Source organism: Halomonas sp. LBP4 (assembly GCF_003202205.1).
In the GTDB taxonomy this organism is placed as follows: domain Bacteria; phylum Pseudomonadota; class Gammaproteobacteria; order Pseudomonadales; family Halomonadaceae; genus Halomonas; species Halomonas flagellata.
Window position 1 is genome coordinate 297,238 of the sequence record NZ_PDOG01000003.1, and the last position, 20,189, is coordinate 317,426.

The following is a 20,189-nucleotide window of genomic DNA, read 5'->3' on the forward strand; positions in this document are numbered from 1 at the left end:
GATCGCGCCCGTCCCCGCGCGAAGGAGAGAGCATGCGAGAGCGATTCTGGGAGCGCTTCGACCTCGAGGAGCTGACCCCCGAGGAGTGGGAGGCCCTGTGCGACGGCTGCGGCCAGTGCTGCCTGCTCAAGTTCCAGGACGAGGAGAGCGGTGATCTCGCGGTGCTCAATGTCGCCTGTGGGCTGCTCGACATCCACGGCTGCCGCTGTGGCGACTACGAGAACCGCTTCGCGAAGGTGCCCGACTGCGCCCAGCTCACCCCCGCGCGCATCGAGGAGTTCCGCTGGCTGCCGAAGTCCTGCGCCTATCGCCGCCTCGCCGAGGGGCGCAAGCTCGCCGGCTGGCACCCGCTGATCTCGGGGGACCCGGAGCGGGTCCACCGCAAGGGCATCAGCGTGCGCAGCTTCGCCGTCTCCCAGAGCGAGGTCCCCGAAGAGGAGCTCGAGGACCACATCATCGCCATCCTGCCCATCGATGGCTAGGCGTGTAACCCCTTGCCGGCCAGCCACTCGGCATTGAACAGCCGCGAGTAATAGCGCCCCCCGCCGTCGCACAGCACCGTGACGATGGTGTGGCCCGGCCCCAGCTGCCGGGCGACGTGCATGGCGGCGGCCACGTTGATCCCCGAGGAACTGCCCAGGAAGAGCCCCTCCGCATGGAGCAGGCGGTAGACGGTGGTGACGGCCTCCTGGTCCGGGATCATCAAGGCGTCATCGAGCGGCGAACCCTCCAGGTTGGCGGTCACCCGGGTGCTGCCGATCCCCTCGGTGATGGAGTTGCCGCCCACCACATCCGGATGGCCGGTGGTGACGTAACGGTACAGGCCGCTGCCGCTGGGGTCGGCGAGAATGCAGCGGACATCGCGACGCTGCTCCTTGAGGTAGCGGCTGACCCCGGCCAGGGTGCCGCCGGTGCCGGTGGCCGCGACGAAGGCATCGATACGTCCCCCGGTCTGCTCCCAGAGCTCCGGCCCGGTCGTCTCGTAGTGGGCCTGACGGTTGGCGGTGTTGTCGAACTGGTTGGCCCAGATGGTGTTGTCCATGTCCGCTGCCATGCGTCCGGCGATCTTCTGGTAGTTGTCGGGGTCGCGGTAGGGCTTGGCCGGCACGGTATGCACCTCGGCCCCGAGGGTGCGCAGCAGGTCGATCTTTTCCCGGGTCTGGGTCTCGGGAATCACGATCACGCAGCGGTAGCCACGGGCATTGCAGATATGCGCCAGGCCGATGCCGGTGTTGCCGGCCGTGCCCTCCACCACAGTGCCACCGGGGCCGAGCAATCCGCGCCGTTCGGCGTCGAGGACCATGTAGAGTGCGGCACGGTCCTTGACCGAGCCCCCGGGGTTCATGAATTCGGCCTTGCCGAGGATGTCGCAACCGCTCTCCTCGGAAAACCGCGCGAGGCGGATCAGCGGCGTGCGGCCCACCGCCCCGGCGAAGCCTGCGCAGATACGGTCATCCATCGTGGACCTCCCGGATCCTGACGATATCGCTGAGTGCAGTATGGACCCTCGGAGCCGGTCGACGACAAGCCGCCGGTATCTTCAGCCTTCCCGCTCTTCCAGTCCCAGTGCCCAGAGGATGAAGGCATCCTGGCGGGCATTGTCGTGCCAGGCCTTGAAGCGGCCGGAGGCCCCGCCGTGGCCGGCGGCCATGTCGGTGCGCATCAGGACGGGGCCGCGGGCGGTACCCAGCTCGGTCAGCCGGGCGTAGAGCTTGGCGGGCTCCCAGTAGGGCACCCGGGTATCGTGCCAGCTGCCCTGCAGGAACACCGTGGGCCAGGGCCGGGCCGAGAGGTTGTCCAGCGGCGAGTAGGCGAGGATACGCCGGCGGGCATCGGGCTCGCCGGGATTGCCCCACTCGGTGTACTCGGCGGTGGTCAGCGGCAGGTCGGGGTTTTCCATGGTGCGCAGTACGTCGACGAAGGGCACGTCGAGCACCGCGGCACAGAAGGACTCGGGCGCCAGATTGAGGCTGGCGCCGACCAGCAGGCCGCCGGCGCTGGCCCCGTAGGCGGCGATGCGCTCGCCATCGCTGATGCCCTTCGCGACCAGGGCATCGCGGGCGGCCAGGAAGTCGCGGAAGCTGTTCTCCTTGTGCTCCAGCTTGCCGGCCAGGTACCAGGGTTCGCCACGATCGCCACCGCCGCGGACGTGGGCCACGGCGAAGGCCATGCCGCGGGCGAGCAGTTCCAGCCGGGCCACCGAGAACCAGGGATCGAGCACCTCGCCATAGGCCCCGTAGCCGTAGAGCAGGGTCGGCAGCGGATGCCCGGTGAGATCGGCACGCATCACCACGGAGACGGGGATCCGCTCACCATCGTGGGACGTGGCCCAGAGTCGCTCGCAGACCAGCTGCGCCGGCGTGAGGTCGCCGTGGATTGGCTGTTGCTTGAGCAGGCGGCGTTCGCCGCTGTCCAGGTCGTGCTCCAGCCAGGTCACCGGCAGGGTGAAGGACTCCTCACGCAGCCGCAGGCGCCGTGCATCGAAGTGGGGCGAGTCGCCCAGGGCCAGGCTGCAGGGCGTCTCCGGTAGCGGCAGGCGCTCGTCGCGGGTAATGGCATGGGCGCCGTCCAGCTCGAGAATGCGCAGATACACCTGCGCCTCGTGATGGTCGCGCGCGGTGATCACCAGCCCCCAGTCGAAGGCATCGACGCCCTCCAGGGTCTCGTGCTGGCAATGGGCGAGCAGCGGTTGCCAGGGGAGCGCCCGGGTGGAGCCGGCGACGACGGTGCCCTCATCCACCCGGTCGAGGCGGAAGTGGGGGGCCTCGCGGTTGTGCAGCACATAGAAGTGGCCGGGACGGTGGTCGAGGGCGTACTCGACGCCACTTTCACGGGGGCGAAAGCAGCGTGGTGCCGTCGCCGGTTGCCGGGCCGGAATCAGGTGGCACTCGCTGGTATCCTTCGAAGCACTCTCCAGCACCAGCCACTCCCGGGAGCGGGTCTTGCCCAGCCCCAGCCAGAACTCGGGGTCCTCCTCGCGCAGTACCAGGGTGGGCTCGCCCGCCTCCGGCATGCCGGTCGCCCCTTCCGCCAGCGGCAGTCGCCAGATGCTCTCCGGGCGTTGGGTGGCGTCGTAGCGGGTGAACAGCAGGGTGCGGTTGTCCTCGGCCCAGCTGAGCTCGGGGCCGATCTCCTCGAGCAGTTTCACCGGTTCGCCGTCCGGCAGTCGCTTGAGGTAGAGCTCGAAGGTCTCGTCGCCGCGGGCGTCCTCGGTCCAGGCCAGCCAGGCTTCGTCCGGCGACAGCGCCATGTCGCCCAACTCAAGGTAGTGGTGGGGCGCGGCGCGGGCCTGGAGGTCGAGGAATATCTCGGCCGCGTCGTCGCGACCGTTGGGATGGCGCCACCACACCGGGTAGTCGGCATCCACCGCCGTTTCGCTCCAGTAGGTGTAGTGGTCCAGCGGCGTGCGCAGGCCATGCACGGCGAGCTCACGGCGTGCCAGGTGGCCGTGATAGAGTCGCTCCACCAGGTCGTCCAGCGGGACGAACCAGTCCGCGGACTCGCGGTTGGCCGCCTCGAGGAAGGCGGTCACCTCCGGGTCGTCTCGATTCTCCAGCCAGTGCCACTCGGGATCGTCGGCGCGGCGGAAGCGGGCCACGGGGGTGTCGTCGGCGGGCTGGGGATTGTCACGGGGCGGCTGTGCTTTCATTGCGCGGGATGTACCATACTTAAAACATTTCAAGACAGTGCGTCGCGGGACGCACGGGCTGCGAGGTATCGATGCCGATAACAGATTCGATCTCCCTACTATGGCTGAGCTACGGGTTTTTGTCGCTGGTGGTGGTGTTGACCGGTTACCTGGGGCTGGGTTTCCTGCCGCGCTTGCCACGGCTGGTGATCACCTGGCTGGTAGCCGGGGTGATCTGGATGCCGGCGCGCTTCCGCTTGCCGCTGCTCGAGGAGGGCGAGGTCTATACCGGCTTCGCGCCGGCGGTGATGGTCGCCGCCGTGGCGTTCCTGGAACGCAACGCCTCGGTGATGGTGCCGGCGCTGCTGCTGCTGGTCGCGGGCGGTCTGGCCGGGGCCGGGCTCGGGCTGCTGCTCTGGTGGCGGGGGCGTCATCGTCACGACTACGTCGACATGGACGAGGATGACGAGCCCATGCCACCCCGCCGCGGTAGCGACGGGGCGCGCCGGGAGCCGATGATCGGCTAAGGAGCCATGATGGCTTGGTGGATGGTGGGCAGGCGCGGACGTCGAGTCCGCGGGCTGCTGGTGGCGGCCAGCCTGCTGTGGCTGGCGGCGGGGCCAGGCCTGGCCCAGGAGGTCGGGGAACAGCCGGACATCCGGGTGATCATCGATGTCTCGGGCAGCATGAAGGAGCACGATCCCAACCAGCTCGGCACCAGCGCCCTGGAGCTGCTGGTGTCGCTGCTGCCGGGGGGCGTCAGTGCCGGTGTCTGGACCTTCGGCGAGCGGGTCGACAACCCCCTGCCGCTGGGCCGCGTGGATGCCGAATGGCGCCGCCAGGCCCTGGCCCTGGCGCCGGCGCTGGTGGAGTACCAGCAGTTCACCGACATCGAGGCCGCATTGCGCGAGGCGGCGACCCCCGACCCCAACGGCGGGCGCCATCTGGTACTGCTCACCGATGGCATGATCGACCTGCCGCCGGCCCGCGGGGCCAAGCCCGGCGTGGATCGTGCCTCGCGGCTGGCGTTGCTCGACGACCTGGCGCCTCGGCTGGCCAGCGAGGGAGTGGCGGTACACGGCGTCGCCTTTTCCGAGGAAGCCGACCTGGCGCTGGTGGAGCGCCTCTCCCAGCTCACCGGCGGCCTGCCGGCAATGGTCGAGACCCCCGAGAGCCTGCTCGGGGCCTTCCTCGACATCTTCGAGCGCATCTTTCCCACCGACCAGGTGCCATTCGAGCAGGGGCGCTTCATCATCGATCCGGACGTCGAGTCCTTTTCGGCACTGCTGTTCCATGACCCCGACGGCGAGCCGTTGAGCCTGATCGCCCCCGACGGCACCGTCTATCGTGCCGACGACCGCCCGGAGGGCAGCCACTGGCAGGTGGAACCGCGCTTCGACCTGATTCGCATCCCCGACCCCCAGCCCGGCGAGTGGCGCCTGGAGGGGGAGGCGGGCGGCGACAGCCGGATCAGTGTGGTCGCGCCGCTGAGGCTGCATACCGGCGGCCTGCCGGCGACCCTCTACCTCGGTTTCCCGCTGCCGCTGGAGGTCTGGCTCGAACGCGATGGCGAACCGCTCGTCGAGGGGGTCGACGAAATCGTCATGGACGTGCAGCTGTACGATGCGGAGGGCAGCGTCCAGGCCGCCGTGCGCCTGGAGGAGCGGGATGGCCGCTTCGTCGGGGTGCTGCCGGCCCCGGCCCTGACCGGCAACGCCCGGCTGGAGCTGCATGCCGAGGGCGAAGACTTCCATCGCCAGCGCATCCAGGCGGTCAACGTGCTGCCCGCCATCGGCGCGAGGCACGACCCCCGGGCCGACCGCGTGGTGCTGGCCGCCGAGCATCCGCGTCTCGATCGTGACAACACCGAGCTCTCGGGCGAGCTACAGGGCGAGACGCTCGAGGCCGAGGCCGTGGCGCCTCGGCGCTGGCATCTCCCGCTACCCGAACTGGACGACGCCATCAGCCGCCCGCTGCTGCTGACGGCGCGGGTCACCCTGGACGGCGAGACCCGGGAGATCCGCCTGCCGCGGCTGCTGCTCAACCCCGACGCCAGCACCGGCCTCGACCTGGCGGACATGGCCGGCCCGACGCTGGCCGGCGAACGCTTCGACGAGAATCTCGACCCCGACCTGGAGAGGGGGGGCGAGGAGGAGTCGCTCGCTGCCGCCGACCGCTTCGTGGCGCTGGTCAATGCCCTGCCGCGCCGTGCCATGGAACTGTGGCAGGAAGGCCGTCCGGGGCTGGAGCGACTGGCCGAGTCCCATGGACGCGACCCGCGGCTCTGGGTGGGGGTGACGCTGGCCGTGGTGCTGTTGCTGGTGCTGCTGCTGCTGATCAGGCGTCGCCGGCGGTGGCGGCGGGTCGTGCATCGGGAGGAGCCTCATGTGTGAGCTGCTGGGCATGAGTGCCAATGTGCCCACCGACATCTGCTTCAGCTTCACCGGCTTCCTGCATCGTGGTGGTGGCACCGGACCGCACCGCGACGGTTGGGGCATCGCCTTCTACGAGGAGGGCGGATACCGCGATTTCCGCGACCCTCACCCGTCGGTTCGTTCGCCCATCGCCCGGCTGATCTGTGATTACCCGATCAAGTCGACCATCGTCATCAGCCATATCCGCCAGGCCAACGTGGGCCAGGTGCGCCTGGCCAACACCCACCCCTTCGTACGCGAGATGTGGGGGCGGCCCTGGTGCTATGCCCACAACGGCCAGCTCACCGGCTGGCAGACGCTGCCGCTGGGTTTCTATCATCCGGTGGGTGACACCGACAGCGAACACGCCTTCTGCTGGCTGCTGGGCGAACTGCGTCGCCGCTTTCCCGAGCTGCCGGCCGATGACGAGCAGCGCCGGGGGTTGTGGCGCCTGCTCCACCGGCTCTGCGAGCGGTTGCGCGGGCTCGGCGTCTTCAACCTGCTGCTGGCCGACGGCGACTATCTCTACGCCTTCTGCTCGACCAGGCTGGCCCATATCACCCGGCGCGCGCCCTTCGGCCGGGCCAACCTCTCGGATGCCGAGCTGACGGTGAACTTCGCCGAACACACCACGCCCGACGACGTCGTCTCGGTGCTCGCCACCGAGCCCTTGACCGACAACGAGGACTGGGTGCGCATGGTCCCCGGCGAGCTGCTGGTGTGGAAGGACGGCGAGATCGTGGCCCGTCATGGCCTAGCGTGAAAAGCCGCGACTTGCCAGGCGTAAGAGCCTGGGCCAGCTTGAAGCCTGTGAGAGGGCGCCTTGCAGGACGGTGTATCGCGAGCAAACGATAGTTTTAATCGTTCGTTTTACAGCGATGCCGTGGCGGTATATCGTAGGAAAACAACAACCGTCGCACGCCGTCGACGATACCGAGGAGATCGCGTCCATGAACGAGCACGCCGCTGCCCCGATCCTGATCGGCCCCGAGCTGGAAGGGCTTGACCACTACGACTCGGTGATGGATGTCTTCCACGCCTCGGTCAGGCGCTTCGCCGACAAGCCGGCCTTCAGCTGCATGGGGCAGACGCTCACTTACGCCGAACTCGACCGCCTCTCCGGCGACTTCGCCGCCTGGCTGCAGCACGAGACCGACCTGCAGCCGGGCGACCGCATCGCCATCCAGTTGCCCAACGTGCTGCAGTTCCCGGTGGCGGTGTTCGGCGCCCTGCGAGCCGGCCTGGTGGTGGTCAACACCAACCCGCTCTACACCGAGCGCGAGATGGCACACCAGTTCAAGGACGCCGGTGCCAAGGCCATCCTGATCCTGGCCAACATGGCCGACAAGCTCGAGAGGGTCCTCGACCGTACCGATATCCAGCATGTGCTGGTCACCGAGCTCGGCGACCTGCATCGCTTCCCCAAGCGGCAGCTGATCAATGCCGTGGTCAAGTACGTCAAGAAGATGGTGCCCCGCTTCTCGCTGCCCGGCGCCACGCCCTTCCGCCAGGCGCTCAAGACGGGCGCCGGGTGCAGCCACACGGAAGTCGCTCGCCGGGCCGACGACATCGCCGCGCTGCAGTACACCGGCGGTACCACGGGGCTGGCCAAGGGCACCATGCTCACGCACCGCAACCTGATCGCCAACATGCTCCAGGCACGCCAGGCGATCGGCCCCGCCCTGACCGATGGCGCCGAGACCATCATCGCGCCGCTGCCGGTCTATCATATCTACACCTTCACGGTGAACTGCCTGTTCATGGTGGAGACCGGCAACCATTCCGTCCTCATTACCAACCCCCGCGACCTCGACAACTTCGTCAAGGAGCTCAAGGGGCTCCCCTTCACCGGCTTCATCGGCCTGAATACCCTGTTCAATGCCCTGTGCAACCGCGAGGACTTCCGCGGCCTCGACTTCTCGCAGCTGCACCTGACCATCTCCGGGGGCATGGCGTTGACCAAGGCGGTGGCGCAACGCTGGGAGGAGATCACCGGCTGTGCCATCGCCGAGGGCTACGGGCTCACCGAGACCTCGCCGATCGTCAGCTTCAATCCCGTCGACGCCATCCAGCTCGGCACCATCGGCAAGCCCGTGGCCGGCACCTCGGTGAAGGTGACCGATGCCGACGGCCACGACCTGCCGCTGGGCGAGCCCGGCGAGCTCTGCGTCAAGGGCCCCCAGGTGATGAAGGGCTACTGGAATCGCGACGACGAGACCGCCAAGGCGATCGACGCCGAGGGCTGGTTCCATACCGGGGACATCGCCGTGCTCCAGGAGGACGGCTACATCCGTATCGTCGACCGCAAGAAGGACATGATCCTGGTCTCCGGCTTCAACGTCTATCCCAACGAGATCGAGGACGTCGTGGCCGCCCATCCGGGGGTGGTCGAGTCCGCCGCGGTGGGCGTGCCCGACGAGGCGAGTGGCGAGGCGATCAAGTTGTTCGTGGTGGCCAGGGACAAGGACCTGGACGCCGAGTCCCTGCGAGCCTGGTGCAAGAAGGAGCTCGCCGGCTACAAGGTGCCGAAATTCGTGGCGTTCCGCGACGAGCTACCGAAAACCAATGTGGGCAAGGTGCTGCGCCGCCAGTTGCGTGACGAGGGCCAGAACCGCACCCCCTCCTGAGTCGTCGGCCGCATCGATAGGCTGACGGTGGCGACCCCATAGCCAATACCAATGGCCCGGATTAGGCGTCGCGTGGTACACGGCGTTACAATGAACTGCCCGTTCCGGCTGCCGGAGCGGGTTGTGTCTTTGCTCTCACTTATCGGAGTCGATCGAGCCCAACGTGACCACCGCTATCCGTCCGCTAGACCCCGCGACACGCTCTGCCACCGATGAACTCCAGGCCCTGCGCCGGGGGCTCGATGACGCCATGCTGCGCGATGTCCCCACCCTGGACAAGCGCCTGCACGGCCTCGCCCGGCGGCTGAAGGAGGGCAAGCCGGTGGACCGCGGGTTCGGCCAGGTGCGCGAAGCGCTGGAGCGCTCGCAGCGGACGGCGGCCCGCCGCGCCACCATCCCGGTAACCCTCGAGTACCCCGAGGCGTTGCCGGTGGCCGAGCGCCGCGACGAGATCCTCGCGGCGCTGCGTGACCACCAGGTGGTGGTGGTGGCCGGCGAGACCGGCTCCGGCAAGACCACCCAGCTGCCCAAGCTCTGCCTGGAGCTGGGCCTGGGGCGGCGCGGGCTGATCGGCCACACCCAGCCCCGGCGCCTGGCGGCCCGCTCGGTGGCCGCGCGCCTGGCCGAGGAGATGCGGGTGTCGCTGGGCGAGCAGGTGGGCTACCAGGTGCGTTTCACCGACCAGACCGGCGACGACACCCTGGTCAAGCTGATGACCGACGGCATCCTGCTGGCGGAGACCCGCCACGACCCGGACCTGCGCCGCTACGACACGCTCATCATCGACGAGGCCCACGAGCGCAGCCTCAACATCGATTTCCTGCTCGGCTACCTCAAGCGGCTGCTGGTGCGCCGCCCCGACCTCAAGGTGATCATCACCTCGGCGACCATCGACGTGGAGCGCTTCTCCGCGCACTTCGCCCTGCCGGGCCCCGACGGCACGCCGCGGCCGGCGCCGGTGGTGGAGGTCTCCGGACGCACCTGGCCGGTGGAGGTGCGCTATCGTCCGCTGGTGCGCGAGGCCGACGACGAGGAGGACCGCACCCTGCAGGAGGGCATCCTCCACGCCGTGGAGGAGATCGCGGCCGTCGAGCGCGAGAAGCGCTGGTTCCACGGCCCGCGGGACATCCTGGTGTTCCTGCCCGGCGAGCGCGAGATTCGCGAGACCGCCGACACCCTGCGCCGTGCCGACCTCAAGGGCACCGAGATCCTGCCGCTCTATGCGCGGCTCTCCAACGCCGAGCAGAACCGCGTCTTCGCGCCCCATGCCGGCCGGCGCATCGTGCTGGCCACCAACGTGGCCGAGACCTCGCTCACCGTGCCCGGCATCCGCTACGTCATCGACCCGGGCCTGGTGCGCATCAGCCGCTACAGCTACCGCGCCAAGATCCAGCGCCTGCCGGTGGAACCGGTCAGCCAGGCCAGTGCCGACCAGCGCAAGGGCCGCTGCGGGCGCATTGCCGAGGGGGTGTGCATTCGTCTCTATGACGAGGAGGACTTTCTTGCCCGGCCCGCGTTCACCGACCCCGAGATTCGCCGCACCAACCTGGCGTCAGTGATCCTGTCGATGCTGTCGCTCCGGCTCGGCGACATCGAGGACTTTCCCTTCGTCGACCCGCCCGACTCGCGCTTCGTCACCGACGGCTTCCGCCTGCTGTTCGAACTCGGGGCGGTGGACGCCGGCAATCGCCTGACCCCGATCGGCCGCAAGCTGGCCCGGTTGCCCATCGACCCGCGCCTGGCGCGCATGGTGCTGGCCGGGGCCGAGCAGGGCGGCCTGCGCGAGGTACTGATCGTGGTCTCGGCGCTGGCGGTGCAGGACCCCCGCGACCGCCCGGCGGACAAACGTGAGGCCGCCGACCAGGCGCACCGCCGCTGGCACGATCCCGACTCCGACTTCGTCGCCCTGCTCAACCTCTGGCACGGCTTCGAGGCCGCCCGCGACGAACTCTCCGGCAACCGCCTGCGGCGCTGGTGCCGCGACCACTACCTCAACTACCTGCGCCTGCGCGAGTGGCACGACACCTTCCGCCAGCTGCGCCAGCTGCTGCGCGACATGGAGATCGAGGTGCCGCCGCCGGCGCCCCGCCCCGAGTCCAGCAGCGGGGACGAGGACGAGCAGGCGGTACGCCAGGCCCGCCGCGAGAGCGCCGTACGGATGCACCAGGCGCTGCTCACCGGGCTGCTCTCGCACCTGGGGCTGCTCACGGAGAATCGCGAGTACCTGGGCGCCCGCAACCGCAAGTTCTTCATCCATCCGGGGTCGGGCCTGGCGAAGAAGTCGCCCAAGTGGTTGATGGCCTTCGAGCTGGTCGAGACCTCCAAGCTCTTCGCCCGCACCGTGGCGAGGATCGACCCCCGGTGGATCGAGCCGCTGGCCGGCCACCTGGTCAAGCGCTCCTACAGCGAGCCCCGTTGGGAGATGAAGCGGGCGCAGGTGGTGGCCAGCGAGCAGGTGACCCTGTTCGGCCTCCCCATCGTCGCCGGGCGCAAGGTGCACTACGGGCCCATCGCCCCGCAGGAGTCACGGGAGCTCTTCATCCGCCGGGCGCTGGTCGAGGGCGAGTTCCGCACCCGGGGCGAGTTCTTCGCCCATAACCGGGCCCTGATCGAGGAGGTCGAGGACCTCGAGGACCGTGCCAGGCGCCGCGACATCCTGGTCGACGAGGAGACGCTGTTCGCCTTCTATGACGAGCGCATCCCGGAGGACATCCACAACGGCAAGGGCTTCGAGGCCTGGCGCAAGCGGGCCGAGGCCGAGGAGCCCGATATCCTCAAGTTCGACCGCGCCGCCCTGCTGGCCCGCGAGGCCGAGGAGGTCACCGAGGCGCAGTATCCCGACGAACTGTCGCTCAACGGGGTGCGCTATCCGCTCTCCTATCACTTCGAGCCCGGCGCCCCCGACGATGGCGTGACGCTGACCGTGCCGGCGGCGATGCTGCCTCAGCTGCCGCTGGCACGCCTCGAGTGGCTGGTGCCGGGCCTGCTGCGCGAGAAGTGCATCGCGCTGATGAAGTCGTTGCCCAAGGCGGTTCGCCGCCAGGTGGTGCCGATCCCCGACTGGGTCGATGCGGCCCTCGAGACCCTCGTTCCCGATGACGCGCCGCTCACCGAGGCCCTGGGCGAGTTCCTGCGCCGCCGTACCGGCGTGCGCGTGCATCCCGATGACTGGCAGCTCGATGCCCTGGAGCCGCACCTGGTGATGAACCTCCGGGTGGTCGACCACGAGGGACGCGAGCTCGGCCAGGGGCGCGATGCCCGGGCGCTGGAGCGGCGCTTCGAGGAGGCGGCGGGGCAGGGCGCCCGGGCGCTGACCGAGGAGGCCAGGCTCGAGGCGCCGGTCGACGAGCTGCCCGAGGCGGCGCTGCCGGCGTCCCGGGTCACCACCCAGGCCGGTATTCGCGTCGAGGCCTACCCGGCCCTGGTGCCCGACGGCGAGCGTTTCCGGGTCGAGCTCTTCGACCACCCCGACAAGGCCGAGGAGGCCCACCGCGCTGGCGTGGTGCGCCTGGCGATGCGCCGCCTGCCCGACCAGGCGCGCGCCATCGAGCGGCTCAAGGGCCTCGATACCTGTGCGCTGCTGTTCGCCAAGGTGGGCAGCAAGCGTCAGCTCAGCGAGGACGTCGTCACGGCGGTGTTCCGCCAGGTGGTGGCGGTGGCGCCGCTGCCTCGCTCGGCGGCCGAGCTCGAGGCACGCCTCGACGAGACCCGGGACGAACTGCTGCCCCGGGCCGAGGCACGACTGGCCACGCTGGAGGCGGCGCTGAAGGGGCACCTGGCGGTGACCAAGGCGTTGAAGGGCAACCTGAACCTGGCACTTGCGCTGGTATACAGTGATCTCAAGGCACAGATGCAGCGGCTGGTGCATCCCGGTTTCGTCGGCGAGGCGGGGGAGTGGCTCGAGGAGTATCCTCGCTACATGGAGGCGGCGCTGATCCGTCTGGAGAAGGCCCCCCGGGAACGCATGCGCGACCAGATGCACATGCAGGAGCTCCAGGCATTCGAACAGCGCCTGGCCGCCCGCCGCGAGAGCGAGCGCCGCGGCGGCATCGATAACCCGGCACTGGTGGAGTTCGGCTGGTGGATCGAGGAGCTGCGGGTCTCGCTCTTCGCCCAGCAGCTGGGCACGAAGTTTCCGGTCTCGGTCAAGCGTCTCGAGAAGCGCTGGGCGGAACTCACAGGGAGAACAGCATGACCCAGGTGGTGATCACCGGCACCGGCCTCTTCACACCGGAGCATGCCGTCGACAATGATGCCCTGGTGGCCGCGTTCAATGCGTGGGTGGAGGCGGAGAACGCCCGCCGGGCCGAGGCGGGCGTCGAAGAGCGCCTCGACTATTCGAGCAGCGACTTCATCGTCAAGGCGTCGGGCATTCTCAATCGCTACGTGCTCGATGCCGAGGGCATCCTCGATCCCGAGCGGATGCGCCCGCGCCTGCCCCGGCGCAGCAACGACGAACTCTCGATCCAGGGCGAGATGGGCGTCGCGGCCGCCGGCGAGGCGCTGGAAGCGGCTGGCGTGGCCGCCGCCGACATCGACCTGGTGATCGTCGCCTGCTCGAACCTCGAGCGCCCCTATCCGGCGGTGTCGGTGGAGTTGCAGGCGGCGCTCGGTGCCGGAGGCTACGCCTTCGACATGAACGTGGCCTGCAGTTCGGCGACCTTCGCCATCGAGACCGCGGCCAATGCGATCCGTGTCGGCAACGCGAGCCGGGCCCTGGTGGTCAGCCCGGAGATCTGCTCGGCGCACCTCAACTTCCGCGACCGCGACAGCCACTTCATCTTCGGCGATGCCTGCACCGCCATCGTGCTGGAGAGTGACGAGCTGGCCACCGCCGAGAGCGGCTTCGAGATCCTCGGCACCCGTCTGGTGACGCGCTTTTCCAATGCCATCCGCAACAACGCCGGTTTCCTCGATCGAGTCACCGACAGCGATCCCCAGGCGCCGGACAAGCTGTTCGTCCAGGAGGGCAGGCGGGTGTTCAAGGAGGTCTGCCCCCTGGTGGCGGCCCTGATCACCGACCACCTGGCAAGTCTCGAACTCGCGGGTGACGACCTCGCGCGGCTGTGGCTGCACCAGGCCAACCGCCACATGAACGACCTGATCGCCCGGCGCGTGCTCGGCCACGATCCGGGGCCCGGGCAGGCCCCGATCATTCTCGACCGCTATGCCAACACCAGCTCGGCTGGCTCCATCATCGCCTTCCACCTGCACCGCCAGGATCTTGCCCCTGGCGCCGTCGGTGTGGTCTGCTCCTTTGGCGCGGGCTACAGTGCCGGCAGCGTGGTGGTGCGTCGCCAAAGCGGGCATGGGGTGATCGAGCAACGGCACGGCCAGGGAGGGAGCAGGTGATGCGCTACGCGGAGAGAACGCGGCGAGTGGGCACAGTGGGGCGCGGCCTGGCGGCGCTGCTGGCGGTGGCGCTGCTGACCGGGTGTGCCAGCACCGCTGCGGTGGAGGAGCGCCATCCCGATGACCCCTGGGAGGGGTTCAATCGCCGGGTGTTCGCCTTCAACGACGCCCTGGACCGGGCGGTGCTGAAGCCGGTGGCACGGGGTTATCGCACCGTGACGCCACAGCCGCTACAGACGGGGGTGGGCAACTTCTTCTCCAACCTCGGCGAGATCCGCACCGCCCTCAACAGTGTGCTGCAGGGCAAGCCGGGCAATGCCGGCATCGCCTCCTCGCGCTTCCTGATCAACACCACCCTGGGCATCGGCGGCCTGTGGGACTACGCCACCCAGATGGAGATCACCGGCCGCGAGGAGGACTTCGGCCAGACCCTCGGGGTCTGGGGCCTGGGCGAAGGGGCCTATCTGGTGCTGCCTCTCCTCGGGCCGAGTACCGTGCGTGATACTGCCGGTCTGCCGCTGGACACGTACACTTATCCCCTCGCCTATGTGGAGGACGACAAGGTGCGCTTCGGGCTGACCGGATTGAGGGTGGTGGATACACGGGCCGGCCTGCTGGATCAGGAAGAGCTGATCCGTGGTGATCGCTATAGCTTCATCCGCGATGCCTGGCTGCAGCGGCGGCGTTTCGAGGTCAGCGACGGCGAACTGGGCGAAGATCCCTTCGCCACCGACGAGTACGACTTCGAGTTCGATGATACGGATTTCGACGACGGCGATTTCGCCGATTGAGGAACCCCGGCATGGACGGTCCCAAGCAGCTGATTGGAGTGATCGATGTCCCGGGCGAGGCCAGGGATGCCCTGGCCGAGACCATTGCCCGGGATGGGTTGGCGGTGTTCGCCGCCGACAGCATGGATGACCTGCCACCGGAGACGGCGCTGGTGGTGGCGCATGCCCGAGCGGTACCCAGTCGTGACTGGGCACGCCTGAGCGCTCATCTGCCGACCCTGGTGGTCACCGACAGGCGGCTGGATGCGGACCTGCTCAAGGCGGTGGATGCGGGGCTGGTCGACTACATCGTCGAGCCGCTTCGTCATGGACAGCTGCTGCGGCGGATGATCCGCAAGGCGATCGAGCTGCACCGGCTGGCCCAGGAACGCGCCCAGGACCGGGAGCGTCTGGCCCAGCTCAACGAGCACCTGGAAGAGCTCAACGAGAGCCTGGAGACCCACCTGGCGATGTTGCGCCTGGACCAGCAGGCCGGCGGCCAGATCCAGCGCAAGCTGCTGCCGCCGAGGCCCCAGACGGTTGCTGGGGTGTCCTGCGACTACTGGTTGGCGCCATCGCTCTATCTGTCGGGCGACTTTCTCGATTTCCAGCGTTTCAATGACCGCTTCATCCTCTTCTACTTCGCCGACGTATCGGGCCATGGCGCCTCGTCGGCCTTCGTCACGGTGCTGTTGAAGTACCTCTCCAATCGCTGGCAGGGTGAATGGGACGGCACCCGGCCGGAGGAGTTGGCGCCGCGCTGGTTGGCGGAGCTCAACCGGGAATTGCTGGATACCGGCATCGGCAAGCACGCCACCCTGTTCGTCGGGGTGATTGACCTGGAGCGCCGCTATCTGCACTATTCGCTGGGCGCACAGCTGCCCATGCCGTTGATGGTGGCGAATGGCGAGGTCCATCAGCTGGCCGGCGTGGGCATGCCGGTGGGGCTGTTCCCGGGCGTCGAATACCCCCCTCTGGGGTGTCCGCTCCCGGAGAACTTCCGTCTATGGCTGTGTTCCGATGGAATACTGGAGTGCCTGCCGGGCGAGACGCTCGACACGCGGCTCAGGGAGCTCGAGCAGCGGGTACAGACCAGCGAAACGCTGGAGGACCTGCGGGACAGTCTGGCCCTGGGAGACGTACCCGCCGACGATGAGGCCGTCGTCGAGGACGGCCCGGGGCTGGAAAAACTGCCTGACGACCTGACGATCATGATGTTGAGCGGATTTGGCGATGATGATGCATGAAGGCCGCATCAAGGCGGCGTTCGACTCCGGGGTCTTCGTACTCAAGCTCTGCGGTGACGTGCGCCTGACGCTGTGTGCCACCCTGGACAGCCAGGCGCAGCAGCTCTCCAGGACCCCGGGACTCCGGGCGGTCATGATCGACCTGCGCGAGACCACCAACGTGGACTCCACGGCACTGGGTTTCCTGGCCAAGGTCGCCATGGCGGTACAGGGCAAGCTCGAGCAGCCGCCGACCATCGTCGCCGACAATCCCGATGTCCAGCGCATGCTCGACGTCATGGGCTTCTCGCGCTATTTCACCCTGGTGGAGGCGCCGATCACCGAGCCCTGCGAGCTCAGCGACCTCCCCGAGGTGCCCGCCGACGAGGAGGGGCTGCGCCATCGCATCCTCGAGGCGCACCGCATCCTGATGCACATGAACGAGCACAACCGCGAGGAGTTCCAGTCCCTCGTGGAGATGCTCGAGGCCCAGGAGGCCTCGTCGCACCACCATTGAGCCGCGAATATCTCGATGATGCCGGCGCGTTCGCAGCAGATGGCGCCTCCCAGGGTTGGCAAACGTCTACCGGCGCGTCTCCAACTAGCTGGTCCCTTTTCTCAGCTCGCCCAGCAGGGCCTCGAGCTTGCGCTGGTCATCCATGAACTTGCGGATGCCCTCGGCCAGCTTCTCGGTGGCCATGGCATCCTCGTTCAGTGCCCAGCGGAACTCGGACTCGTCCAGCGGCTCCGGTGTCTGCGTCTCGGCATCCAGCGGCGAGAGGCGGTGCTCCAGGGTGCCCCGGGTCTCGGCCAGTTCGCCGAGCAGGGAAGGGGAGATGGTCAGGCGGTCACAGCCGGCCAGGGCCAGGATCTCGCCGGCATTGCGGAAGCTCGCGCCCATCACCACGGTATCGTAGCCGTGGCCCTTGTAGTGCTCGTAGATGTCCTTGACCGACCGCACGCCTGGGTCGCGATCGCCGGCGAAGTCCGCGTCGGGCTCGCGGGCCTTGTGCCAGTCGAGGATGCGACCGACGAAGGGGGAGACCAGGGTTACCCCGGCATCGGCGCAGACCTGGGCCTGGGCGAAGCTGAACAGCAGGGTGAGATTGGTATGGATGCCCTCGCGTTCGAGCTGGCGCGCGGCGCGGATGCCCTCCCAGGTGGAGGCGACCTTGATCAGGATGCGCTCGGGGCCGACGCCGTGGCGGTCGTAGCGCTCGATCAGCGAGCGGGCCCGGACCAGGGTGGCCTCGGTGTCGAAGGAGAGCCGGGCGCTGACTTCGGTGGAGACATAGCCCGGCACCAGCTCGCTGATTTCGCTGCCGATCTCGACGGCCACCGCGTCCAGGGCGTCGTCGATATCGATGGCCTGCCGGGCGATCTCCCGCAGCCGTGCGCGGCGCGCCTCCTGCTGGGCGGCCTGGAGGATCAGCGAGGGGTTGGTCGTTGCATCGGTGGGCTGGAAGCGCCGAATGGCCTCGATGTCGCCGGTGTCGGCCACTACGGTGGTCATGCTCTTGAGTTGCGAAAGCAGGTCGTCTGCCATTGGGCCTGGCTCCTTGGTGAAGATGATTCCACTTTAACAAGGCCGTGTGACGGGGAACAGACGCCGACAGGCGACACCTCGATGGGGTATCATTAGCTTCCTATCAAAAAACTCGCTTATGCTTGCGGAAAGGAGATCCCTTGAGCCTCAATGCGCGACGCGTGGCGCTGCTGGTGGCGGCCAACACGGCACTGGCCCCCTTCGCCATCGATGCCTATCTGCCCGCCATGGCAGCACTGGCCGCCAGCGTGGGGGCCAGCATCCATCATGCCGAGCTGTCGATCAGTGTCTTCCTGGCCGGTTTCGCCATCGGCCAACTGCTCTTCGGCCCGCTCTCCGACCGACTGGGGCGCAAGCCGGTGCTGCTCGGTGGGCTGGTGGTGTTCCTGCTGGCGAGCCTGGCCATCACCACCATCGGCTCGCTGTCCGAACTGCTCATCTGGCGCTTCGTCCAGGCACTGGGGGGCGGCGCCTGCGTGGTCAACTCGGCGGCCATCGTGCGCGACTGTTTCAGCGGTCGCGAGGCGGCAAGCGTGATGTCGACCATGGTCATGATCATGATGCTGGCTCCGCTGGTGGCACCGATGGTGGGCAGCGGGCTTCTCTACCTGGCGGACTGGTGGCTGATCTTCGTCTTCCTGGCCGTCTATGCCGCCTTCCTGCTGTGGCTGATGAGTACCCGGCTGCCCGAGACCCGTGATCCGAACCTGCCGGCCGCCTCGCCGCGTCAGGTATTGCGCAACTACGCCAGCGTCTTTCGCCATCGCGAGGGCATGGGCTACATCTGCGCCGTGGCGGCCTCCTTCGGCGGTCTGTTTGCCTTCATCACCGCCTCGCCCTACCTCTATCTGCAACACTTCGGCCTCTCGCCGGCCATGTACCCCCTGGTATTCGGCGCCAATGTGGTGGTGATCGCCCTGTCCAACCGCCTCAACATTCATTTGCTGAAAGGTCGCTCGCCACAGCAGAACCTGCATCTGGGCCTCACCGTGCAACTGGCGGCTGCCACCGCCCTGGCGCTGGCGGCGGCGGCAGGGGTCGCTTCGCTGCCCGTGGTGGTGATGCTGATCATGGTCTATGCCGGCATGATCGGCCTGATCACCCCCAACGCCATGTCGGCCCTGCTCGACCACTTCGGCCACATGAGCGCCACGGCCACGGCGCTGATGGGCGGCATCAAGTTCGGCTCGGCCGCCCTGGCAGGGGTAATGGTGGGCGCCTTCGAGATCGAAAGCCTCTGGCCCATGGTGCTGACCATGCTGACGGCGTCGCTGGTCGGCAACTGGGGGCTACGGACCCTGGCAGGCAGTCCGGCGCATGCCTGAGGCACTGGCCTGGCGCGATATGAGCCCCGGAACAGCCTCGAGCGTTACCGCCATCTGCGATAGCCCTGTGCTGCAGGGCTGCTCGCTTGCCCTCTGCACCCTCGCGGCACTGGGGCTGCTGGTCTGAAGCGGCGGTCCAGACGACATCCCTTCACACTCTTGTCACCCTGTCATGAAGCTGTCATGCGGCTCCGGCAATGTATGCCGTGCAAAGGCCAGACACCTTTCCAGAGACAGGAGTGACCCGCATGAACCGCATCCTCAAGAGCCGTGCATTCAAGACCACGGTCATCGCTGCCACCGTCATGGGCGTGGCCGGTGTCGCCCAGGCCCGCGATCAGATCCGTATCGTCGGCTCCAGCACCGTCTACCCGTTTGCCAGCTATGTGACCGAGGAGTTCGGTGCCATCACCGAATACCCGACCCCGGTCATCGAGTCCACGGGATCCGGTGGCGGTATCCGCCTGTTCTGCAATGGTGTCGGTGAAGGGACGCCGGACATCTCCAACGCCTCGCGTCGTATCAAGGCCTCCGAGCTCGAGCGCTGCGCGGAGTATGGCGTGACCGATGTCACCGAGGTGAAGATCGGTTCCGACGGCATCGTGCTGGCCCAGTCCAGCAGCAACGACGAGCTCGACCTGACCCTCGAGCAGCTCTTCCTGGCCGTGGCCGCCCAGGTGCCGGTGGATGGCGAACTGGTCGACAACCCCTACGAGCAGTGGAGCGACATCGATTCCGAGCTGCCGGAGCGTGACATCTCCATCTATGGCCCGCCCAGCACCTCCGGGACTCGCGACGCCTTCGAGGAACTGGTGATGGAGGTCGCCTCCGAGGACATGGCAGCCTACGGCGGCGAGGCTTACACCGAGGTCCGTGCCGATGGTGCCTACATCGACGCCGGCGAGAACGACAACCTGATCGTCCAGCGCCTGAGCGAGGACACCAACGCCTTCGGGATATTCGGTTACTCCTTCCTGGTCGAGAACCCCGACACCCTGATCGGCACCGCCATCGGCGGCGTCGAGCCCACCGCCGAGGCGATCAGTGCCGGCGACTATCCGGTGGCCCGCTCGCTGTTCTTCTACGTGAAGAACCAGCATGCCGAGGAGGTGCCGCCGCTGTACGACTACGTCGAGATGTTCGTCTCCGAGACCATGATCGGTGAGGGGGGCTACCTGATGGACCTCGGCCTGATCCCGCTGCCCGAGGCCGAGCGCGAGCAGACTCGCAAGAAGGTCGAGGAGCGCGCCAGCCTGCAGGTCTCGGACCTGTAACCCGGAAGTCGTCTGGCAAGGAGGCCT

Annotated in this window: 15 protein-coding genes; 12 read left to right on the forward strand and 3 right to left on the reverse strand. The window is 68.0% G+C overall.

Features of this window, described 5'->3' with window-relative positions:
* Positions 1-32: 32 nt before the first annotated feature.
* Complete coding sequence (locus CR157_RS11805) at positions 33-482, forward strand: YcgN family cysteine cluster protein (protein ID WP_110283728.1); 450 nt, start codon at positions 33-35, stop codon at positions 480-482.
* Here CR157_RS11805 and CR157_RS11810 read toward each other — a convergent pair.
* Positions 479-1,459: a cysteine synthase A gene (locus CR157_RS11810; RefSeq protein ID WP_110283729.1), complete on the reverse strand. Its 981-nt coding sequence runs from the start codon at positions 1,457-1,459 to the stop codon at positions 479-481. The genes CR157_RS11805 and CR157_RS11810 overlap by 4 nt on opposite strands.
* An 81-nt stretch (positions 1,460-1,540) precedes the next feature.
* The gene (locus CR157_RS11815; protein ID WP_110283730.1) at positions 1,541-3,649 is read right to left on the reverse strand and encodes a S9 family peptidase; all 2,109 of its coding nucleotides are present in this window, start codon (positions 3,647-3,649) and stop codon (positions 1,541-1,543) included.
* A gap of 71 nt (positions 3,650-3,720) precedes the next feature.
* Between CR157_RS11815 and CR157_RS11820 the strand changes: the two genes are divergently transcribed.
* From CR157_RS11820 to CR157_RS11860, 9 genes are all read left to right on the forward strand, one after another.
* Complete coding sequence (locus CR157_RS11820; RefSeq protein WP_110283731.1) at positions 3,721-4,155, forward strand: hypothetical protein; 435 nt, start codon at positions 3,721-3,723, stop codon at positions 4,153-4,155.
* A gap of 9 nt (positions 4,156-4,164) precedes the next feature.
* Positions 4,165-6,021, forward strand: a complete 1,857-nt coding sequence (locus CR157_RS11825) for a vWA domain-containing protein (protein WP_181422045.1) — start codon at positions 4,165-4,167, stop codon at positions 6,019-6,021.
* On the forward strand, positions 6,014-6,805 hold the full coding sequence (locus tag CR157_RS11830; protein ID WP_110283733.1) for a class II glutamine amidotransferase: 792 nt from the start codon (positions 6,014-6,016) through the stop codon (positions 6,803-6,805). The genes CR157_RS11825 and CR157_RS11830 overlap by 8 nt, the downstream gene beginning before the upstream one ends.
* 187 nt (positions 6,806-6,992) lie before the next feature.
* Positions 6,993-8,669: an AMP-binding protein gene (locus CR157_RS11835; RefSeq protein WP_110283734.1), complete on the forward strand. Its 1,677-nt coding sequence runs from the start codon at positions 6,993-6,995 to the stop codon at positions 8,667-8,669.
* 250 nt (positions 8,670-8,919) lie between these two features.
* The gene (hrpA, locus tag CR157_RS11840; RefSeq protein WP_110283735.1) at positions 8,920-12,864 is read left to right on the forward strand and encodes an ATP-dependent RNA helicase HrpA; all 3,945 of its coding nucleotides are present in this window, start codon (positions 8,920-8,922) and stop codon (positions 12,862-12,864) included.
* Positions 12,861-14,021 (forward strand): beta-ketoacyl-ACP synthase III, encoded by a 1,161-nt coding sequence (locus CR157_RS11845; protein WP_110283736.1) that lies wholly within the window; start codon positions 12,861-12,863, stop codon positions 14,019-14,021. Before hrpA ends, CR157_RS11845 begins: the two co-directional genes overlap by 4 nt.
* Positions 14,021-14,812: an MlaA family lipoprotein gene (locus CR157_RS11850; RefSeq protein ID WP_110283737.1), complete on the forward strand. Its 792-nt coding sequence runs from the start codon at positions 14,021-14,023 to the stop codon at positions 14,810-14,812. Before CR157_RS11845 ends, CR157_RS11850 begins: the two co-directional genes overlap by 1 nt.
* Before the next feature lie 11 nt (positions 14,813-14,823).
* Positions 14,824-16,038, forward strand: coding sequence for a PP2C family protein-serine/threonine phosphatase (locus CR157_RS11855; RefSeq protein WP_110283738.1), 1,215 nt, complete (start codon positions 14,824-14,826; stop codon positions 16,036-16,038).
* Complete coding sequence (locus CR157_RS11860; protein WP_110283739.1) at positions 16,025-16,534, forward strand: STAS domain-containing protein; 510 nt, start codon at positions 16,025-16,027, stop codon at positions 16,532-16,534. Before CR157_RS11855 ends, CR157_RS11860 begins: the two co-directional genes overlap by 14 nt.
* 84 nt (positions 16,535-16,618) lie before the next feature.
* Here CR157_RS11860 and tal read toward each other — a convergent pair whose 3' ends face one another.
* The gene (gene tal, locus CR157_RS11865) at positions 16,619-17,563 is read right to left on the reverse strand and encodes a transaldolase (protein WP_110283740.1); all 945 of its coding nucleotides are present in this window, start codon (positions 17,561-17,563) and stop codon (positions 16,619-16,621) included.
* Between the two features lie 140 nt (positions 17,564-17,703).
* Between tal and CR157_RS11870 the strand changes: the two genes are divergently transcribed.
* Together CR157_RS11870 and CR157_RS11875 are read left to right on the forward strand one after the other, a co-directional pair.
* Positions 17,704-18,888: a multidrug effflux MFS transporter gene (locus CR157_RS11870; RefSeq protein ID WP_110283741.1), complete on the forward strand. Its 1,185-nt coding sequence runs from the start codon at positions 17,704-17,706 to the stop codon at positions 18,886-18,888.
* A gap of 248 nt (positions 18,889-19,136) precedes the next feature.
* Positions 19,137-20,162 (forward strand): substrate-binding domain-containing protein, encoded by a 1,026-nt coding sequence (locus CR157_RS11875; protein WP_110283742.1) that lies wholly within the window; start codon positions 19,137-19,139, stop codon positions 20,160-20,162.
* Positions 20,163-20,189 lie beyond the last annotated feature (27 nt).